Source organism: Ruegeria sp. AH12 (assembly GCF_056541465.1).
Genome location: NZ_JBQFYL010000001.1, coordinates 341597 through 357707, shown reverse-complemented (window position 1 = coordinate 357707; position 16111 = coordinate 341597). Strand labels below are relative to the sequence as shown.

The following is a 16111-nucleotide window of genomic DNA, read 5'->3' as shown; positions in this document are numbered from 1 at the left end:
AACGGTTGTTTTTGATCCATCTTTCCCCGTGACCGTTTGTTGCTCTGCCAATTAGACAGCGTGCACCACCAAAAAACGAACATTTGAAGGGGTATGAAGATGGAACAGTTGATCGGACAGTTGATCGGCGGTGCAATTGGTGGCACCGGCGGTGGTAAAATCGTAAAAGGCTCGGATATGGGCAATCTGGGCAACATGCTCGCCGGTGCCGTTGGCGGCGTCGGCGGAGGTCAGTTGCTTAGCGGCCTGCTGGGCGCAGGCGGCGCGGCGGCAGGCGGAATGGATATTGGTGCGCTTGCGGCAAACTTTGTCGGCGGCGGGGTCGCCGGGCTGGTTGTTCAAGTCGTTGTCGGCATGATCATCAAGAAGATCAAGGGCTAACACCTTCTGCACCAGCAAAAACGGGGGCGCTTGGCCCCCGTTTTTATTTATTTCAGGATCGACGCGCCCGCGTATTCCGCGACCTCGCCCAGAGATTCCTCGATACGGATCAACTGGTTGTACTTTGCCAACCGGTCCGACCTTGCCAACGAGCCGGTTTTGATCTGACCGCAATTCGTTGCAACTGCCAGATCGGCAATCGTGGCATCCTCGGTCTCGCCCGAGCGATGCGACATCACGTTGGTGTACCGCGCGCGGTGAGCCATATCGACGGCGCGCAGCGTTTCGGTCAGCGAACCGATCTGGTTCACCTTGACCAGCATCGAGTTCGCGCAGCCACGTTCGATGCCTTCGGCCAGACGCGCGGGGTTGGTCACGAACAGGTCGTCGCCCACCAGTTGCACCTTGTCACCGATCGCGTCGGTCAGGGCCTTCCAGCCGTCCCAGTCATCTTCGGACATGCCGTCTTCGATCGAGATGATCGGATAGTCATTCACCAGCGCAGCCAGATAGGCCGCGTTTTCGTCTGATGTCAGGGTCGTACCCTCACCCGCCAGAACGTATTTGCCGTCTTTGAAATATTCAGTCGCCGCGCAATCCAGCGCGAGATGGATTTCCTCACCGGGCTTGTAACCTGCTTTTTCAACGGATTTCAGGATGAAATCCAAAGCTTCGCGGGTTGATGCGATGTTCGGGGCAAAGCCGCCCTCATCGCCCACACCGGTCGCCAGTCCTGCCGACGACAGCTCTTTCTTCAGCGTGTGGAACACCTCGGACCCCATGCGCACCGCCTCGCGGATATTCGCGGCCGAGACCGGCATGATCATGAATTCCTGAATGTCGATTGGGTTATCGGCATGTTCGCCGCCATTGATAATGTTCATCATCGGCACCGGTAGAACGCGCGCTGAGGTGCCCCCGACATAGCGATACAGGGGCTGCGTGGTGAAATCCGCCGCTGCTTTGGCGGTTGCCAGCGAGACACCGAGAATGGCGTTTGCGCCCAAACGGCCCTTGTTTTCAGTCCCGTCCAACTCGATCATCGCCTGGTCGATGGCCACCTGCTCGGTCGCGTCAAACCCAACCAGTTCCTCGGCGATTTCACCATTCACCGCAGCGACAGCTTCCAGCACGCCCTTGCCCATGTAACGCGCCTTGTCGCCATCACGCTTTTCGACCGCCTCATAAGCTCCGGTCGAAGCGCCCGAAGGTACGGCGGCGCGGCCCATGGTGCCGTCTTCCAGAATCACGTCCACTTCGACCGTCGGGTTGCCCCGGCTGTCAAGAATTTCACGTGCATGGATGTCGATGATGGTGCTCATGAGGCCCGTCCCTGTGGCTGAAATCAGTTGCACGCCTCATAGCAGCAACCAGCAAAAAGTAAACCTATCACGTTATCGCTAACACCCATATTCTCTGGCCTTTAGGGCTAACAGTTTGCTGTTTGCGCCAACAAACGATCAGGCTGGAACCATCTGCCGCGCCAGCCGACGCTCACGGACGAAGGTATAAAGGCCCGAACCGATGATCAGCGTCGCGCCTGCCAGGGTCAGTGCATCCGGGCGCTCGTTGAACATCAACATGCCTGCGATCATTGAGAACACAAGCCGGGTATAGCGGAAGGGCATCATGGCCGATGCCTCACCCACTCGCATTGCAGCCACGATGCCGTAATAGCCCAACATGCTGAACACAAAGGCGGCTAAGTACGGCAAAACCTGAGTCGATTGCACCAGAGCATATGTTTGCCCCGTGGTCACCATCAACACGCCACCGGCGATGATCGCGGCGATATAGGCTTGCATCGCAACCACGGTCGAGGCGACCCGAACGTCCAGCCTGCGGGTGATCAGATCCCGCGCGGCAATCAGAAAGACAGTTGCAACAACCAGCAAGGTTTCGGGCTGGAACCCCTCCAACCCCGGACGGATGATCATCAAAACGCCGATGAATCCGACGCCAATGGCGCTCCAACGGCGCCAGCCCACCTGTTCGCCCAAAAACAGCGCAGCCCCCATTGTTACCGCCAAAGGCAGCGCCTGAAAGACCGCTGCCACGGTGGACAGGTCAATCAGGGACAGCGCCGTCACGAACAACACTGCGCCCAGCCCTTCTGAGGCCGTGCGCGCGAGCGGCAGGAGCCCCCACGCAGCCGGATCAAGGACCCGCTTGCGCGTTGCAACTGACAAGATGGCAAAGCTGAAACCACAGACGACACCCAGCGCAATCAGAATCTGCCCGGTCGGCACAGTTGCTGACAGGTCCTTGATAAACATATCTTCGATTGCAAAAGCTGCCATCGACCCGATAAGCAGCAAGATGCCGTTTACGTTGTTCATGCGCATTTCCACTGGAACGGACTGCAACCCAGCAGGCCCGTTGATCACCAAAACCGAAACGCCCGCGACGTCGCAAGCGGAATTGCGACCTTTTCAATGAAATCGCGTGTGCTGACCAATCGTGTTTCGTGATATGTCAGTCTTTGTCCAACGGCACACCATAAAGTTCCAGCCGATGGCCTTTCAGCTTGTACCCCAGCTTGGCAGCGATTTTTTCCTGCAAGACCTCGATTTCGGGATCGACAAATTCAATCACCTCGCCCGATTGCATGTCGATCAGATGATCATGGTGATCACGTTCTGCATCTTCATAGCGGGCGCGCCCGTCACCGAACTCAAGCCGTTCGAGAATCCCCGCTTCTTCAAACAGTTTGACGGTGCGGTATACCGTGGCGATCGAAATACCGGAATCCAGTGCCGAGGCACGGGCATACAGCTCTTCCACATCGGGGTGATCGGCGCTCTGTTCCAGTACCTGCGCGATGATGCGCCGCTGGCCTGTCATGCGCAGGCCCTTGGCCTCACAACGCGAGATAATCGTATCCGACATGGTGCCCCTCAGCCGCTTCTTGGGTTGCTGTCATAACCGGTCTGAACGCCCAGCGCTACAGGGATTCGACGACCCAGGCTGAGATCATCCCGCGCGCTGCAAATCTGCCCAGATCGGCAAATGATCCGAGGCTATATGGGCTGGGCGATCCTGATGCGCCCCGTGATCCAGTGCCGTGATCCCCTGCCCCAGGGCGATCCGATCCAGCGCGCCCAGCGGCTGCGCCGCGGGAAAGCTGGCAACCGGTGGCAAAAACCGCATCTCGGGCACCAGCTTGTCCAGCACGGGCTGGCGTGACCATTCGTTAAAATCCCCGGCCCACACGGTGGGCATTTCATCCAGCCCGTCATCACACCGTCGGATATGCGTGATCTGCTGACGCCGGGACGCAGGCAGCAACCCCAGATGCACGCCCATCACCCGCAGCGGCCCGATCTGCGTGTCGAATTCAACCCGAACAGCGCCGCGTGGCTCGAACCCCGGCAAATCATGATGACCTGTTGTGCGAACCGAGATCTGGTCGCCCCGCCAGATCACCGCATTGCCATGCCAGCCCAGACTGCCCGCCCCGCCCAGATCAACGATCTGCCAACCCGCCTCATCCAGCATGAAATGCGGTAAAGCGGCAGGGCGCGGTGGCAGGCGTTTATCGGCCTCCTGCAGTACAACGATATCCGCCTGCATCCCGTCGAGGACCTGCATAATCCGCTGCGGTTGGCGTCGGAAATCCAGCCCGACGCATTTCTGGATATTGTAACTGGCAAGACGCAGGGTCTGGGCTGAAGTCATAATCGCAGTCTAAGCAGTTGAGCAAACGGTCATTTTATGTAGCGACAAAGCCAGACGCGAAACAAGCCCACGCCGCTCATGTCCCGCAGAACGTTGCCTGAACAACCTCACTGGATGTCGGGGGCCGCATCAGGTCTGCCGCCTCGGGCTGATCCTCATAAGGCTGCGCCAGAACACTGGTCAGTCGATGGAACGGGGCATAATCGCCCTGCACGGCGGCCTCGATCATCTGCTCGACACGGTGATTGCGCGGGATGAATGTAGGGTTCGCGGCGTTCATAACCGCCTGAGGGGTCTCTTCTCGTTTCAGGCGCGCAGTCCATCCTTCGGCCCAGCCGTCAAAGGCACTTGGATCGATGAACTGGTCCCGCGCGGCATCGCCTGCCAAAGCACGGAACGTATTGGTGAAATCCGCCTGGTTTTCAGCCATGCACTTCAACAGGTCCGAGATCAGCTCCTGATCCCCCTCTTCCGTCCGCGTCAGACCGATCTTTGCGCGGAACCGCGTCAGCCATTGTTCCTGCAACAAATCGGGCATCGCATGCACAATCTCGGTCGCCTCTTCCACGGCGGCCTCCTTATCCTCCATCTGCTGGATCAGAGCGGTCGCCAACTGCGCCAGATTCCAAACCGCGATATCCGGCTGATTGGAATAGGCATAGCGCCCCATCCGGTCAATCGAACTGTAGACGGTATTCGGGTGATAGCTGTCCATAAACGCACAAGGGCCGTAATCAATGGTCTCACCGGCTATCGAGGAGTTATCGGTATTCATCACCCCATGAATAAACCCAACGCTCATCCAATGCGCAATCAGCCGCGCCTGCGCATCGCGCACCCCGCGCAGCAGGCCCATTGGCCCGTCGGCCTGCAGGTAGTGGCGTTCGATGGCATAGTCAGTCAGCCGTCGCAGATTTTCCAACTGCCCGCGCGCCGCAAACACCTGAAACGTGCCGACCCGCAGATGGCTGCGGGCCACGCGGGTCAACACTGCCCCTGGCATTGCCGCTTCACGATAGACAGGCTCACCTGTTTCCACGGCCGCCAGCGCCCGGGTGGTTGGCACGCCCAGCGCATGCATCGCCTCGGACACCACATATTCACGCAAAACCGGCCCCAGCCAGGCGCGCCCATCCCCCCGACGCGAAAACGGCGTGGGCCCCGAGCCCTTGAGTTGGATATCCCGCCGCACGCCATCGGCCCCAATGGTCTCACCCAGCAATACGGCGCGCCCATCGCCCAGTTGCGGATTATAAGTCCCAAACTGATGCCCGGAATAAAGCTGCGCCAAGGGTTCAGCCCCATTGGGCAGCACATTCCCGGCAAAGACTTCGGCCATTTCTTGCGCTTCGCCGGGCGAAATCTGCAGCAACCGCGCCAGATCTTCGTTGAACGCGATCAGCGTTGGCACCCGCACGGGCACAGGCGCTTGCCGGGAAAAGAACGCATCGGGCAAACGGGCGTAACTGTTGTCAAACGGGATCGTCAGGGTCATGTCGCAAACATATGAGCTGCGCCGACAATTGCTATAGCAGATCACGCCCGCCCGTGCATAATCCACACAGAAACGCCGAGGATACTATGACCGCCGACGACATCATCACCCACCTGAACCTGCAACGCCATCCAGAAGGCGGCTGGTTCAAGGAAACTTGGCGCGCCGATAATCCCGGCCGCGCCACAGGCACCTGTATCTACTTTCTACTGCAAGCCGGAGAGAACAGCCATTGGCACCGCGTAGATGCAACCGAGATCTGGCTGTATCACTCTGGTGCGCCGCTCATCCTGTCGCTCAGCGAAACGGATCAGGGTCCGGCCAAAGATCACCTGCTGACCCCCGACCTGACCGCAGGTGCGCCGCAGTTGATCGTTCCCAAGAACCATTGGCAAGCCGCGCGCAGCACTGGCGATTTCACTTTAGTCAGCTGTACCGTTTCACCGGGGTTCGAGTTCGAAGGCTTCGAACTGGCCACGCCCGGGTTCGACATTCCAAAGGCGTGAACTGATGGACCACCGCGCCCTGATCGCAGCGATCCCGGCCAAGACCAAAGAGCAACTGCAACAGAGGTCTGACCGCGCCGGGCTGCGCCATCTGGCGCTCTATGCCGTTTTGCTAGGGGCGAGCTCAGCTGGCATCGCGGTACAGGCGCCGCTTTGGCCAATTCTACTGATCCCACAGGGGTTGCTGATGGTGTTTCTCTTCACGCTCAGTCACGAATGCACGCACAAAACTCCGTTCAAATCGGGCTGGATCAATGAATCGGTTGGGCATCTGGTTTCGGTGCCCATCGCCTTACCCTTCACGTGGTTCCGATATTTCCATCTGGCCCACCACAAGTGGACAAACCATCCCGAAAATGACCCAGAACTTGCGGGAAAAACCCGCCCTGAGAATTGGATCAGCTTACTCCTCTACCTCAGCGGCTGGCCGTATTGGCTCGGGATGGTCAAAACACTGCTGCGCAATGCACTGGGGAGGATCGACGCCCCTTATCTGCCTGCCCGCCAACATCGCGCGATCCGCACCGAAGCCCGCATTCTGCTGGGGCTCTATGCGCTGGCGATATTCAGCCTGTTCTTCACGCCAATTCTGTTCTGGCTCTGGATTTTACCGGTGCTGATCTGCCAGCCTGCGCTGCGCCTCTATCTGCTGGCCGAACACGGCCTCTGCCCGCCCGTTGCCAACATGCTGGAAAACTCGCGCACCACATTCACCAACCGGATCATCCGGTTTCTGGCCTGGAATATGCCCTATCACGCAGAACATCACGCCTTTCCGAATGTGCCCTTCCACCAGCTTCCCGCGTTTCATAACTGGACCCAAACCCACCTGAAATCCACATCAAACGGTTACACCGAATTCACCAAGGACTACGCCCGAAGCCTCAATTCCTAGGATCCAGTCTTCATCTGGCCATAAATATCCCGGGGGAGTCGCAAAGCGACGGGGGCAGAGCCCCCTACTCCTTGCTGCGGGACTTGAGCAGCAGGCTGATAAGTGGAACCAGCACCGCAGTGAGTGACCCCAGAGGATTCTCACCGATGCCTTTGACCGCACGCGCAACATCGCGCGCCTCGGTCGCCAGTTCCTCCAGTTCATCTTCGATATCTGCTATCGCCATATCCCGAACTTCTACCGCCGGCGCGACCTCGTCTTCGACATTCGATCGCCGCGCAATCAGAACAAGCAATCCAGCCAGAGCAAGATTGCCGAACGACAGCGCCGCAGCCGCCGTTGCGGGCGACATCACGTCTTTCAAGGCCAAAAACAGAGCAATATCCAATAGAACAAGGGCTGATAAGGCCGATATTCCCGCCAGCACCATCAGAATGGTCTGCTGACGCATCACAGCCAAACGGCGACGCGCGATCAGATGTTCGGTTCGGTAGATCGTCACCAGATTTCTGCTCAATCTGCTCATCGCATCACTCCTAACCCTGTGCCCGTCCGACCACGTAGCCAAGCGAAAAGGCAATCACGAGCGCTGTGAGCGGATAGTCTTTCTGCAAGCGCCCGAACTCCTCGACCACATCCTCGCCCAGCGATTGCGCCTTGCTCAGATCAATCCCGTGATCGGCCAGCAATCTGCGGATTTCATCCGATGTTTTGACCGGTTCGCTCTGATCTTCGGGTTCTGGGTCTGATCCGGTCTTTGTCTCCAGCTCGGCATTGCGTTTTCGCAGCGTATCAAGTTCGGCTTCAAGCTCGGCTTTTGTGGCCATTCTACCTTACCTTCATTGCATGGGTCCGACCCAACCGTCGCACAATGAGTTGTTTTTTTGAACTGTTTTCCGATCGTGCCTCAACCCGTGCTTCGGACCGAGACCGTGCTGACAACGCCACCGCCCACCAAAGCTGGAACCCCCGTTGTTCCCGGGCATGAGGTCGGCAATCCGCGCGCGACCCGTACCGCAAGATAGGCGAAGGCCTGCGCCTCTAACATATCGCCATCCAGACCCACCGCTTCGACCGGTTCGACCGGGCAGTCGAGCGCCACCCGCAACATCTCCATTAAAACCGGATTGTGCCGCCCGCCCCCGGTGACCAGCAGCCGTGATGGAGGTTTGGGGCAATGATCCATCCCCTGCACCACGCCAGCGGCACACATACCAGTCAAGGTTGCCACCGCGTCCGCATCGCTGAGTTCCTGAACCAGTCCGATCATCTCGGCAAAGTCATTCCGGTCCAGCGATTTCGGCGGCATTTTGCTAAAGAATGGTTCATCCAGAAACAGCTCGAGGGCGCCATTTTCTACAGTCCCCTCCCGCGCCAGTGCCCCGTCTCGGTCCATCGGCAGGCCAAGGCGCGCCTGCATCAGATCATCGACAGGCGCATTGGCAGGCCCGGTATCAAAGGCCAGCAATGCGCCCGGCATCTCGGGGCCATCAAAGTTGGGGTCGACATAGGTCAAATTGCCCACCCCCCCCAAGTTAAGGAAACACAAGGGCGCATCCGCGCCGATCCACTTGGCACAGGCAAAGTGATAGAATGGCGCGAGTGGCGCCCCCTCACCCCCCATCGACACGTCATCACTGCGGAAGTCCCAGACCACCGGAACGCCCAGCGCCTGCGCCAACCCAAGCCCATCGCCCACCTGAAGCGTGCCACGTCCGCGCGGTTCATGCGCTAGGGTCTGGCCGTGGACACCGATCAGATCAATCTCATCGAACTCGGACAGCGCCTCGGCATGGGCCACAGTCACCAGCTCAGCCGCCGCATCAACGTCCGCGCCATGCCACTGGCCCAGTGCGACCCGTAACACCGCGCGCTCTGCCTCGGAATAAGCGCGATAGCCGCTTTCACCGAACCCAAAGATCCTGTGACCATCCGTTTCGACGACCGCCGTATCCACCCCGTCCAGCGAGGTGCCCGACATCGCACCCAGCGCGCGGATCGGTCCGTTTGTTCTTATGGTTCGGCGCACCTGCTGCTCTCCTGCCCAAGGGTTAGATGCTGCTGCGACACTGCCCGCTTTTCGAATCCCAAGGCAAGGCGAATACCCGTGCGGTTTGTGTTTTTTGCCATGCGCGACCCGGGATCAACACCCAAGATTAATGTGGTGGTTGAGCAATTTTCAGTTTCACGTCAGCATAGTATCTTCGCAATACACCGACTCTTTCGAACGACACGCAGCATATGGCACAGCAACAAGCACCCAAGGACGTCGACGCGGTCGAAAGCCGCAATTATCAACTGATCTTCTGGTCCGGGTCTCTGGCCACGATTGGCGGCCAGTTGGTGAACCCGCGCCTTGTTCTGCCCTTTCTATACCTGGCTTTGGGGGCGCCAGCCTTTGTTGCAGGGCTGCTGTTGCCGTTCGTCACCGGCGCACGGTTGATTGCCGAAATCTTTGTTTCGCCACTGATTAACCGCATCACCCGTGCAAAGGTTGCGGTCTATATCCCAAACCTGCTGACCGGAGCGATCCTGGCCCTCGTCGCCCTGTTTGCGACCAACCTGCCGCAAACGATGGTCATTTTACTGTTCCTACTGACGGCGATCATCATGGGCCTGTGTCAAGGCATCACCAGCCTCGGCACCAGCCAGATTTATGGCACCTCGGTCCCCGAGGCGAAGCGCAACCGAATGGTCTTTGCCCAGGCGACCATATCGGGTGTGCTCGCAATCATCGTGGTATGGGCGACCAAGGATCTCTTGTCCTCAGACCAGCCGATGCAACGGCATATCGTGGTCATGTGGTGCGGCGTGATTGCCATGTTTGCAGCCGGGATCAGCTTTGCCGGTGTGCAGCTGTTTGAGGATGAAATCAAACGTCCGCCAAAACCGTTAATAAAGCCAAAGCCGCTGCAAGAACTGGCAACTGGTTTTGAAACCGGAATGGCCATGCACTGGTATCGCAAATTCCTGATTGCGCGGCTGCTGTTCGTCTCGGTCGAACTGGCCATGCCATTCTACACGATCCACGCCGCAACCTACCATATCGGCACCAAACACTCGCTCAGCTATTTCGTGATCGGAGCCAGCGCCGGTGTGGTCATCGGCTCGCTTCTATGGGGCGGGCTGAGTGGTCGCGTTTCGGTCAAACATGTGATGTGGCTGGGCTGCCTGACATCGGCAATCTCGGCTATCGCAGCGCTTGGGTTCACGATGATGGGCTATGCGTCCAATGTCTGGATCTACGCCTTTGTCATTCTGCTGTTATCGCTGGGTGGCAACGGCGTAATCTATGGCCGCTACCTGTATCTGATCGAAATGACCGGCGAGAAAGAGCGCCCCTATCTGGTCGCGTTGGGCGATGTGACGGCGGGCCTGTTCGGGATTGCCTTTGCGGCAGGCCTCGGAGCGGTGGCACACCTGCACGACCCGGTAACGCCTATCATCGCATTGGCCATATTGAACGTCTGCGCAATGCTCTATGCATTCACACTGCCCACCACCCCGGCCAAAGGTATGGCACCCACTCAATAGGCAGCCATTTCTTGCGAATTGGTGCCTTTCCCTTACCCCATCTGCCGCCTATACAGTGCCCCGCAACATAAACCCAAAGGGCAAACTATGACCTACCACCCCAAATCGGATTTCATCGCCACGATGATCGAGCGCGGCTTTCTGGCTGACTGCACCGATTATCAGGGCCTTGACGACGCGCTGATCTCTGGGGTGCAGACGGCTTACATCGGCTATGACGCCACCGCGCAGTCGCTGCATGTGGGTCACCTGATGAACATCATGGTGCTGCGCTGGCTGCAAAAGACCGGACACAAGCCCATCACTCTGATGGGTGGCGGCACCACCAAGGTGGGCGACCCCTCCTTCCGTTCGGATGAACGTCCCTTGCTGGGCCCTGAGCAGATCGACGCGAATATCGCGGGTATGAAGCAGGTGTTCTCGAAATACCTGTCCTATGATGACAGCGAGACCGGCGCGCTGATGCTGAACAATGCCGAATGGCTCGACAGCCTGAACTACCTAGATTTCCTGCGCGATATCGGGCGGCATTTCTCGGTCAACCGGATGCTGAGCTTTGAATCGGTAAAATCCCGGCTGGACCGGGAGCAATCGCTGTCCTTCCTCGAATTCAACTACATGATCCTGCAGGCCTATGACTTCCTCGAACTGAACCGCAGGTATAGCTGCGTTCTGCAGATGGGCGGCTCGGACCAGTGGGGCAATATCGTCAACGGTATCGACCTGACCCGCCGGGTGCTGGATCATGAGATTTATGGTTTGACCACGCCCTTGCTGACCACCAGCGACGGGCGCAAGATGGGCAAATCGCAGGGCGGTGCAGTCTGGCTGAACGGCGATATGCTGTCGGCCTATGAGTTCTGGCAGTTCTGGCGCAACACGACCGATGCCGATGTGGGCCGGTTCCTGAAAATCTTCACCGAACTGCCTGTGGACGAATGCGACCGGATGGCCGCGCTGCAAGGATCCGAGATCAACGAGGCAAAAATCCGTCTCGCCAACGAGGTCACAACTCTGCTGCACGGGTCTGAGGCCGCCGCAAACGCCGAGGCCACCGCGCGCGAAGTGTTCGAAAAAGGCGGCGTTGGTGATGATCTGCCGACCCTGACCCTGTCGGGCGATGATCTGCCGGTTTCGATTGTGCAACTGATCGTCAAATCCGGCCTCGCCAAATCCGGCAAAGAGGCCAAACGCCTGATTTCCGAAAACGGGGCCAAGCTGGACGACGCGCCACTGACCGATGCCGGTTTGATGATCGATGCGGCTGCCCTGTCCTCACCCATCAAACTCAGCGCCGGTAAGAAACGGCATGCGCTGGTGCAAATGGGATAAACTGACGCCAAAAGGTTCAACAAGACAAACGGCCACCAGATGGTGGCCGTTTTTTCTTATGCCATTGCGAAGCAAGATGGTTTAGCCTTTTCCTTTACCGTCTCCGCCTTTTCCGTTTCCGGAACCATTGCCCTGACCGTTGTTGTTGCCGTTGTTTCCAGAACCCGGTCCAGAGCCATTGTTGTTTCCGCCGCCGTTACCGGGGTTTCCAGCATTCCCGTTGCCATTGCCGGGACCATCGCCGCCTTTGCCGCCACCCTTACCAGGGCCATCACCACCTTTGCCGGGACCGTTTCCTTCCCCGTTACCGGGGTTATCACCACCGCCATCACCGGGGCCGCCACCGCCATCGCCAGGACCGTCACCGCCGCCATTGCCGGGATCGCCTCCGCCATCACCAGGACCGTCACCGCCACCGTTGCCGGGATCGCCGCCCCCATCTCCGGGGCCATCTCCACCGCCGTTGCCAGGATCGTCTCCGCCGCCATTACCCGGCCCTTGGCCTCCGCCACCGGAATCACCACCATCACCGTTTTCACCCGCACCCGGTGCGCCTTGTGATGGACCATCCGAGCTGCGATCTTCTCCGCGATTGCTGGTCGGGTCAGAGATCGACGCCGTTGGCAGATCCGTCAGCAAGGCCGCAAGACCCGGGCACATGGCGCCGGTATTCTGCAAGGTCGTCTCAAAATCCGCGCGCCTTTGCAGTTGCTTCAGAAAACTCGGTGTTACCTGCGAACAGGCGCAGAGTGCGGCGTAATCTCCGTTATTCGCCGCCGTGCGGGCGGTTTTCCAGTTACAGACTTCTGTTGCGGCAGCCGCGCTGCCTGCCATCAGAATTCCAACAAATGGCGCAATTGCAAATGCGCCCAGTTTACCTTTGGTACTCGTTAACATTTTCAGATCCTCCTGACCTAGAAACACCCGAACATGTCAGGTTATTCGATCAGCAGATGGTGGTGGTCCGTAAAAACTCGATGAGCGCAAGCTGAAGATTTCTTAACCTAGGATCACCTGACACCATAGTTCAGAGACGCAGTTTCAACTATCTGGACAGATCCCGCCTCATCCGGTTATTGAACATATGTTCAGAAAAATTGGAGGGCCGCCATGAACCTGTCAAATACCGCTGCCATCGTCACCGGGGGCGCCTCGGGGCTGGGAGAAGCTACCGCCCGCCATTTTGCTGATCAAGGCGCACAGGTCACAATTCTGGACCGGGATCAGGATCGCGGCGCACAGGTCGCCCGCGAGATCGGAGGCCATTTTGCACAGACCGATGTGACCGAGGAAAGCTCGGTCTCGGCAGCTATCGCCACCGCAATGGAAAAAATGGGTCGGATAAATGCGGCGGTGAATTGCGCAGGCATCGCCTATGGTATCAAAACAGTTGGCAGGGACGGTCCGCACCCATTGGACGCCTTCCAACGTACCATCGACATCAATCTGGTCGGCACCTTCAACGTCTCGCGCCTTGCCGCTGCCGAGATGGCCAAAAATGAGCCAGAACCGGATGGCGCACGCGGCGTGATCATCAACACAGCGTCGATTGCGGCCTTTGACGGGCAGAAAGGCCAAGCGGCCTATGCCGCGTCCAAGGGCGGCGTGGTCGGGATGACCCTGCCGATGGCCCGCGACCTGGCCTCAGCCGGTATCCGGGTTATGGCCATCGCGCCGGGTATTTTCATGACGCCGATGCTGGCGGGCCTGCCCGAGGAGGTGCAGCAGCAACTGGCCGCTGACGTGCCCAACCCGGCCCGTCTGGGCGATCCGAAGGAATACGCCCGACTAGCCGGTTTCATCGTCGAAATGGGGTATCTGAACGGAGAGGTCATTCGCATCGACGGTGCGCTGCGGATGCGGTAAATCTGCCCCATGACTGAACGAGAAAAAATGCAGGCTGGTGCGTGGTATTGCTGCCTCGATCCCGAACTCGAAGCCCTGCGCGCCGCGGCACGGCGCGCGGTTCACGCACATAACTCGTGCGATCCTGATGCACGCGGCAACATGGACCCGGCGCTGCATGCACTGCTAGGTGATCCGGGTTCCGATTGCTATGTCGAGGCACCATTTCACTGCGCCTATGGCCTCAATATTCACCTAGGCAAACGGGTCTATTTCAATACAGGCTGCGTGGTTCTGGATACAGCACGGGTGCAGATCGGCGATGACACGATGTTCGGGCCTCAGGCGCAAATCTATTGCGCGCAACACGCCAAAGACCCGGCAGAGCGCGCCCGCGGGCTGGAAATCGCACTGCCAGTGACAATCGGTAACAACGTATGGGTCGGTGGCAGCGCCCTTATCCTGCCTGGCGTGACAATCGGCGATAATGCAATCGTCGGCGCGGGTGCTGTGGTCACAAGAGATGTGGCCGCCGGTGAAACCGTAGTCGGAAACCCTGCGCGGCCAATGAACGCTTAAGCGCCCTCGGCCTTTTCTTCCAGCGTCAGCCACTCTTCCTCAGCCGAGGCCAGCTTTTCCTGCCGTTCGACCAAGGCGTCGGTTGCTTTCTGGAACTTGACCGGCTCGCGGGTGAACAACTCGGGGTCGGACATCAATTCTTCCAGCTTCGCGATCTCGGCCTCCAACCGGGCGATCTCGGCTGGCAGTTTCTCAAGCCGATGTTTTTCTGAGAATGACAGACCTGATTTCGGTTTCGCCTCTTGCTTCACCTTTGGCTTCGAGATCTTTGCTTTTTCTTCCTTTTTCTCCGACGCACCGCCGCGCTGCGCGATGTAATCTGACCATCCTCCGGCATAGACCGTCGCCCGCCCGTCGCCTTCCATGGCAATGGTTGTCGTCGCGACGCGATCCAGAAAATCCCGGTCGTGGCTGACCAGCAAGACGGTGCCGTCATACTCGTCCAGCAGTTCCTGCAGCAAATCCAGTGTTTCCACGTCCAGATCGTTGGTCGGTTCATCCAACACCAACAGGTTCGAGGGTTTTGCCATCAGTTTGGCCAGCAGCAACCGGGCCTTCTCGCCCCCAGACAGAGATTTAACGGCGGCGCGGGCCTGTTGTTCGTCGAACAGGAATTCCTTGAGGTAGCCCACCACATGTTTGGGCTGCCCGCCCACCATCACCTGATCGGCCTTGCCAGAGACCCGCATTTCGGGGTCACCGGTTAGACTGTCCCAAAGGGTCATCTCCGGGTCCAGCTGCGCGCGGGCTTGGTCGAATACGGCTAACTCAAGGTTGGTGCCCAAAGCGACACTGCCTTCATCCGGTGATTCCTGCCCCAACAGCATTTTCAGCAGGGTGGTCTTGCCCACACCGTTGGGGCCTACGAACGCGACGCGGTCGCCGCGCTGCACCAGCAGATCAAAATCCCGCACGATCTGCTGGGCGCCAAAGGATTTGACCAACCCCTTGGCCTCAATCACCTTTCGGCCGGATTTCGGTCCGGCCTCCAGCGTCATCGCGGCAGAGCCCCGGCGTTTGATCTGCGCTGCCTTTTCGGCCCGCAAGGCCTGCAATGCCCGAACCCGGCCCTGATTGCGTTTACGCCGGGCGCTGATGCCTTCGACGGCCCATTTAGCCTCGGACTTGATCAAACGGTTCAGCTTGTGGCGCTGCTGATCTTCTTCTTCCCAGATCTTGTCGCGCCAGGCTTCAAACGCCTCGAACCCCTGTTCCTGCCGCCGGACGGCACCGCGATCAATCCACAACGTCGCCCGGGTCAACGCGCGTAGAAACGCACGGTCATGCGAGATCAGCACAAAAGCTGCACGAGTTGACCCCAATTCGCGTTCCAGCCAGGCAATCGCCTCGATATCCAGATGGTTGGTCGGCTCGTCCAACAGCATCAAATCCGGTGCTTCGGCCATCAGCTTGGCCAAGGCTGCCCGCCGCCGTTCCCCGCCCGAGGCGGTTTCGACCGCACGTTCGGGATCGAATTTCAGCCCCTCGCCCGCGCGTTCCACCTTGTACAGCTCGCCGGGCTCCAACCCGCTGCAGGCATAATCGCCCAGCGTGGCAAACCCCTCCATTCCGGGGTCTTGTTCCATATATCCGACGGATTTGCCGGGGGGCACGATGATCTCACCCTGATCGGCCTCAACCAGACCGGCCATCACTTTCATGAGTGTAGACTTGCCCGAACCGTTCCGCCCCACAAGCGCCACGCGGTCGCCGGGCTGAACCACCAGATCAAGCTCGGAAAATACCGGATCACCCCCGAAGGTCAGGGAAATGTCGGACATCTGCAACAAAGGAATTCTCGCCATGCCCGCCAGCTAAACCGGCAGGCACAAGGCGTCAACGCCCCGGCTCCACCTTTTCGGAAAT

The 16111-nt window shown here is 58.9% G+C and carries 17 protein-coding genes; 7 read left to right on the top strand and 10 right to left on the bottom strand.

Going from position 1 to position 16111, the window contains the following annotated elements:
- Positions 1–99 precede the first annotated feature (99 nt).
- Positions 100–381 carry a hypothetical protein gene (locus tag ACR0EL_RS01865; protein WP_353006772.1) on the top strand — a complete coding sequence of 94 codons (282 nt, stop codon included), beginning with the start codon at positions 100–102 and terminating at the stop codon, positions 379–381.
- A gap of 47 nt (positions 382–428) precedes the next feature.
- Here the strand turns inward: ACR0EL_RS01865 and eno are convergent, their stop codons facing one another.
- The 5 genes from eno to ACR0EL_RS01840 form a co-directional block, all read right to left on the bottom strand.
- Positions 429–1703 carry a phosphopyruvate hydratase gene (gene eno, locus ACR0EL_RS01860; RefSeq protein WP_480497719.1) on the bottom strand — a complete coding sequence of 425 codons (1275 nt, stop codon included), beginning with the start codon at positions 1701–1703 and terminating at the stop codon, positions 429–431.
- Between the two features lie 138 nt (positions 1704–1841).
- On the bottom strand, positions 1842–2720 hold the full coding sequence (locus ACR0EL_RS01855) for a DMT family transporter (RefSeq protein WP_480497718.1): 879 nt from the start codon (positions 2718–2720) through the stop codon (positions 1842–1844).
- Positions 2721–2856: 136 nt separating this feature from the next.
- Positions 2857–3270 carry a Fur family transcriptional regulator gene (locus ACR0EL_RS01850; RefSeq protein ID WP_170530477.1) on the bottom strand — a complete coding sequence of 138 codons (414 nt, stop codon included), beginning with the start codon at positions 3268–3270 and terminating at the stop codon, positions 2857–2859.
- An 84-nt stretch (positions 3271–3354) separates the two neighbouring features.
- Positions 3355–4059 (bottom strand): endonuclease/exonuclease/phosphatase family protein, encoded by a 705-nt coding sequence (locus ACR0EL_RS01845; RefSeq protein WP_353006766.1) that lies wholly within the window; start codon positions 4057–4059, stop codon positions 3355–3357.
- Between the two features lie 76 nt (positions 4060–4135).
- On the bottom strand, positions 4136–5554 hold the full coding sequence (locus tag ACR0EL_RS01840) for a protein adenylyltransferase SelO (protein ID WP_480497716.1): 1419 nt from the start codon (positions 5552–5554) through the stop codon (positions 4136–4138).
- An 86-nt stretch (positions 5555–5640) separates the two neighbouring features.
- On the opposite strand from ACR0EL_RS01840, the gene ACR0EL_RS01835 reads away from it, so the two are divergent.
- Together ACR0EL_RS01835 and ACR0EL_RS01830 are read left to right on the top strand one after the other, a co-directional pair.
- Positions 5641–6060 carry a cupin domain-containing protein gene (locus ACR0EL_RS01835; protein WP_480497714.1) on the top strand — a complete coding sequence of 140 codons (420 nt, stop codon included), beginning with the start codon at positions 5641–5643 and terminating at the stop codon, positions 6058–6060.
- Positions 6061–6064: 4 nt separating this feature from the next.
- Positions 6065–6955: a fatty acid desaturase gene (locus ACR0EL_RS01830; protein WP_480497712.1), complete on the top strand. Its 891-nt coding sequence runs from the start codon at positions 6065–6067 to the stop codon at positions 6953–6955.
- A gap of 64 nt (positions 6956–7019) precedes the next feature.
- Here the strand turns inward: ACR0EL_RS01830 and ACR0EL_RS01825 are convergent, their stop codons facing one another.
- The 3 genes from ACR0EL_RS01825 to ACR0EL_RS01815 all read right to left on the bottom strand — a co-directional run bounded on the left by ACR0EL_RS01825 (position 7020) and on the right by ACR0EL_RS01815 (position 8936).
- Positions 7020–7481 carry a hypothetical protein gene (locus ACR0EL_RS01825; protein ID WP_480497710.1) on the bottom strand — a complete coding sequence of 154 codons (462 nt, stop codon included), beginning with the start codon at positions 7479–7481 and terminating at the stop codon, positions 7020–7022.
- Between the two features lie 10 nt (positions 7482–7491).
- Complete coding sequence (locus ACR0EL_RS01820; RefSeq protein WP_480497708.1) at positions 7492–7782, bottom strand: hypothetical protein; 291 nt, start codon at positions 7780–7782, stop codon at positions 7492–7494.
- Between the two features lie 80 nt (positions 7783–7862).
- Entirely contained in the window at positions 7863–8936 is a 1074-nt protein-coding gene (locus ACR0EL_RS01815; RefSeq protein ID WP_480498408.1) for an anhydro-N-acetylmuramic acid kinase, read from the bottom strand.
- Positions 8937–9196: 260 nt separating this feature from the next.
- Between ACR0EL_RS01815 and ACR0EL_RS01810 the strand changes: the two genes are divergently transcribed.
- Together ACR0EL_RS01810 and tyrS are read left to right on the top strand one after the other, a co-directional pair.
- The gene (locus ACR0EL_RS01810; RefSeq protein WP_480497706.1) at positions 9197–10489 is read left to right on the top strand and encodes an MFS transporter; all 1293 of its coding nucleotides are present in this window, start codon (positions 9197–9199) and stop codon (positions 10487–10489) included.
- An 87-nt stretch (positions 10490–10576) separates the two neighbouring features.
- Positions 10577–11821: a tyrosine--tRNA ligase gene (gene tyrS, locus ACR0EL_RS01805; protein ID WP_480497704.1), complete on the top strand. Its 1245-nt coding sequence runs from the start codon at positions 10577–10579 to the stop codon at positions 11819–11821.
- 81 nt (positions 11822–11902) lie between these two features.
- Here tyrS and ACR0EL_RS01800 read toward each other — a convergent pair whose 3' ends face one another.
- Positions 11903–12718 (bottom strand): hypothetical protein, encoded by an 816-nt coding sequence (locus tag ACR0EL_RS01800; protein ID WP_480497703.1) that lies wholly within the window; start codon positions 12716–12718, stop codon positions 11903–11905.
- A 213-nt stretch (positions 12719–12931) separates the two neighbouring features.
- Between ACR0EL_RS01800 and ACR0EL_RS01795 the strand changes: the two genes are divergently transcribed.
- Together ACR0EL_RS01795 and ACR0EL_RS01790 are read left to right on the top strand one after the other, a co-directional pair.
- Positions 12932–13687 carry a 3-hydroxyacyl-CoA dehydrogenase gene (locus ACR0EL_RS01795; protein WP_480497701.1) on the top strand — a complete coding sequence of 252 codons (756 nt, stop codon included), beginning with the start codon at positions 12932–12934 and terminating at the stop codon, positions 13685–13687.
- Between the two features lie 9 nt (positions 13688–13696).
- On the top strand, positions 13697–14245 hold the full coding sequence (locus ACR0EL_RS01790) for a sugar O-acetyltransferase (protein WP_480497699.1): 549 nt from the start codon (positions 13697–13699) through the stop codon (positions 14243–14245).
- Here the strand turns inward: ACR0EL_RS01790 and ACR0EL_RS01785 are convergent.
- Positions 14242–16050: an ABC-F family ATP-binding cassette domain-containing protein gene (locus ACR0EL_RS01785; RefSeq protein WP_480497697.1), complete on the bottom strand. Its 1809-nt coding sequence runs from the start codon at positions 16048–16050 to the stop codon at positions 14242–14244. The two genes, ACR0EL_RS01790 and ACR0EL_RS01785, sit on opposite strands and share 4 nt — an antisense overlap.
- Positions 16051–16111: the final 61 nt, after the last annotated feature.

What these genes read in the sequence shown, in the direction of transcription:
- ACR0EL_RS01835 (WP_480497714.1), top strand. Translation starts at nt 5,641, where the DNA reads ATGACCGCCGACGACATCATCACCCACCTGAACCTGCAACGCCATCCA.
- ACR0EL_RS01815 (WP_480498408.1), bottom strand. Translation starts at nt 8,936, where the DNA reads ATGTCGGGCACCTCGCTGGACGGGGTGGATACGGCGGTCGTCGAAACG.
- ACR0EL_RS01840 (WP_480497716.1), bottom strand. Translation starts at nt 5,554, where the DNA reads ATGACCCTGACGATCCCGTTTGACAACAGTTACGCCCGTTTGCCCGAT.
- ACR0EL_RS01825 (WP_480497710.1), bottom strand. Translation starts at nt 7,481, where the DNA reads ATGAGCAGATTGAGCAGAAATCTGGTGACGATCTACCGAACCGAACAT.
- ACR0EL_RS01845 (WP_353006766.1), bottom strand. Translation starts at nt 4,059, where the DNA reads ATGACTTCAGCCCAGACCCTGCGTCTTGCCAGTTACAATATCCAGAAA.
- ACR0EL_RS01800 (WP_480497703.1), bottom strand. Translation starts at nt 12,718, where the DNA reads ATGTTAACGAGTACCAAAGGTAAACTGGGCGCATTTGCAATTGCGCCA.
- tyrS (WP_480497704.1), top strand. Translation starts at nt 10,577, where the DNA reads ATGACCTACCACCCCAAATCGGATTTCATCGCCACGATGATCGAGCGC.
- ACR0EL_RS01855 (WP_480497718.1), bottom strand. Translation starts at nt 2,720, where the DNA reads ATGAACAACGTAAACGGCATCTTGCTGCTTATCGGGTCGATGGCAGCT.
- ACR0EL_RS01830 (WP_480497712.1), top strand. Translation starts at nt 6,065, where the DNA reads ATGGACCACCGCGCCCTGATCGCAGCGATCCCGGCCAAGACCAAAGAG.
- ACR0EL_RS01795 (WP_480497701.1), top strand. Translation starts at nt 12,932, where the DNA reads ATGAACCTGTCAAATACCGCTGCCATCGTCACCGGGGGCGCCTCGGGG.
- ACR0EL_RS01810 (WP_480497706.1), top strand. Translation starts at nt 9,197, where the DNA reads ATGGCACAGCAACAAGCACCCAAGGACGTCGACGCGGTCGAAAGCCGC.
- eno (WP_480497719.1), bottom strand. Translation starts at nt 1,703, where the DNA reads ATGAGCACCATCATCGACATCCATGCACGTGAAATTCTTGACAGCCGG.
- ACR0EL_RS01865 (WP_353006772.1), top strand. Translation starts at nt 100, where the DNA reads ATGGAACAGTTGATCGGACAGTTGATCGGCGGTGCAATTGGTGGCACC.
- ACR0EL_RS01850 (WP_170530477.1), bottom strand. Translation starts at nt 3,270, where the DNA reads ATGTCGGATACGATTATCTCGCGTTGTGAGGCCAAGGGCCTGCGCATG.
- ACR0EL_RS01790 (WP_480497699.1), top strand. Translation starts at nt 13,697, where the DNA reads ATGACTGAACGAGAAAAAATGCAGGCTGGTGCGTGGTATTGCTGCCTC.
- ACR0EL_RS01785 (WP_480497697.1), bottom strand. Translation starts at nt 16,050, where the DNA reads ATGGCGAGAATTCCTTTGTTGCAGATGTCCGACATTTCCCTGACCTTC.
- ACR0EL_RS01820 (WP_480497708.1), bottom strand. Translation starts at nt 7,782, where the DNA reads ATGGCCACAAAAGCCGAGCTTGAAGCCGAACTTGATACGCTGCGAAAA.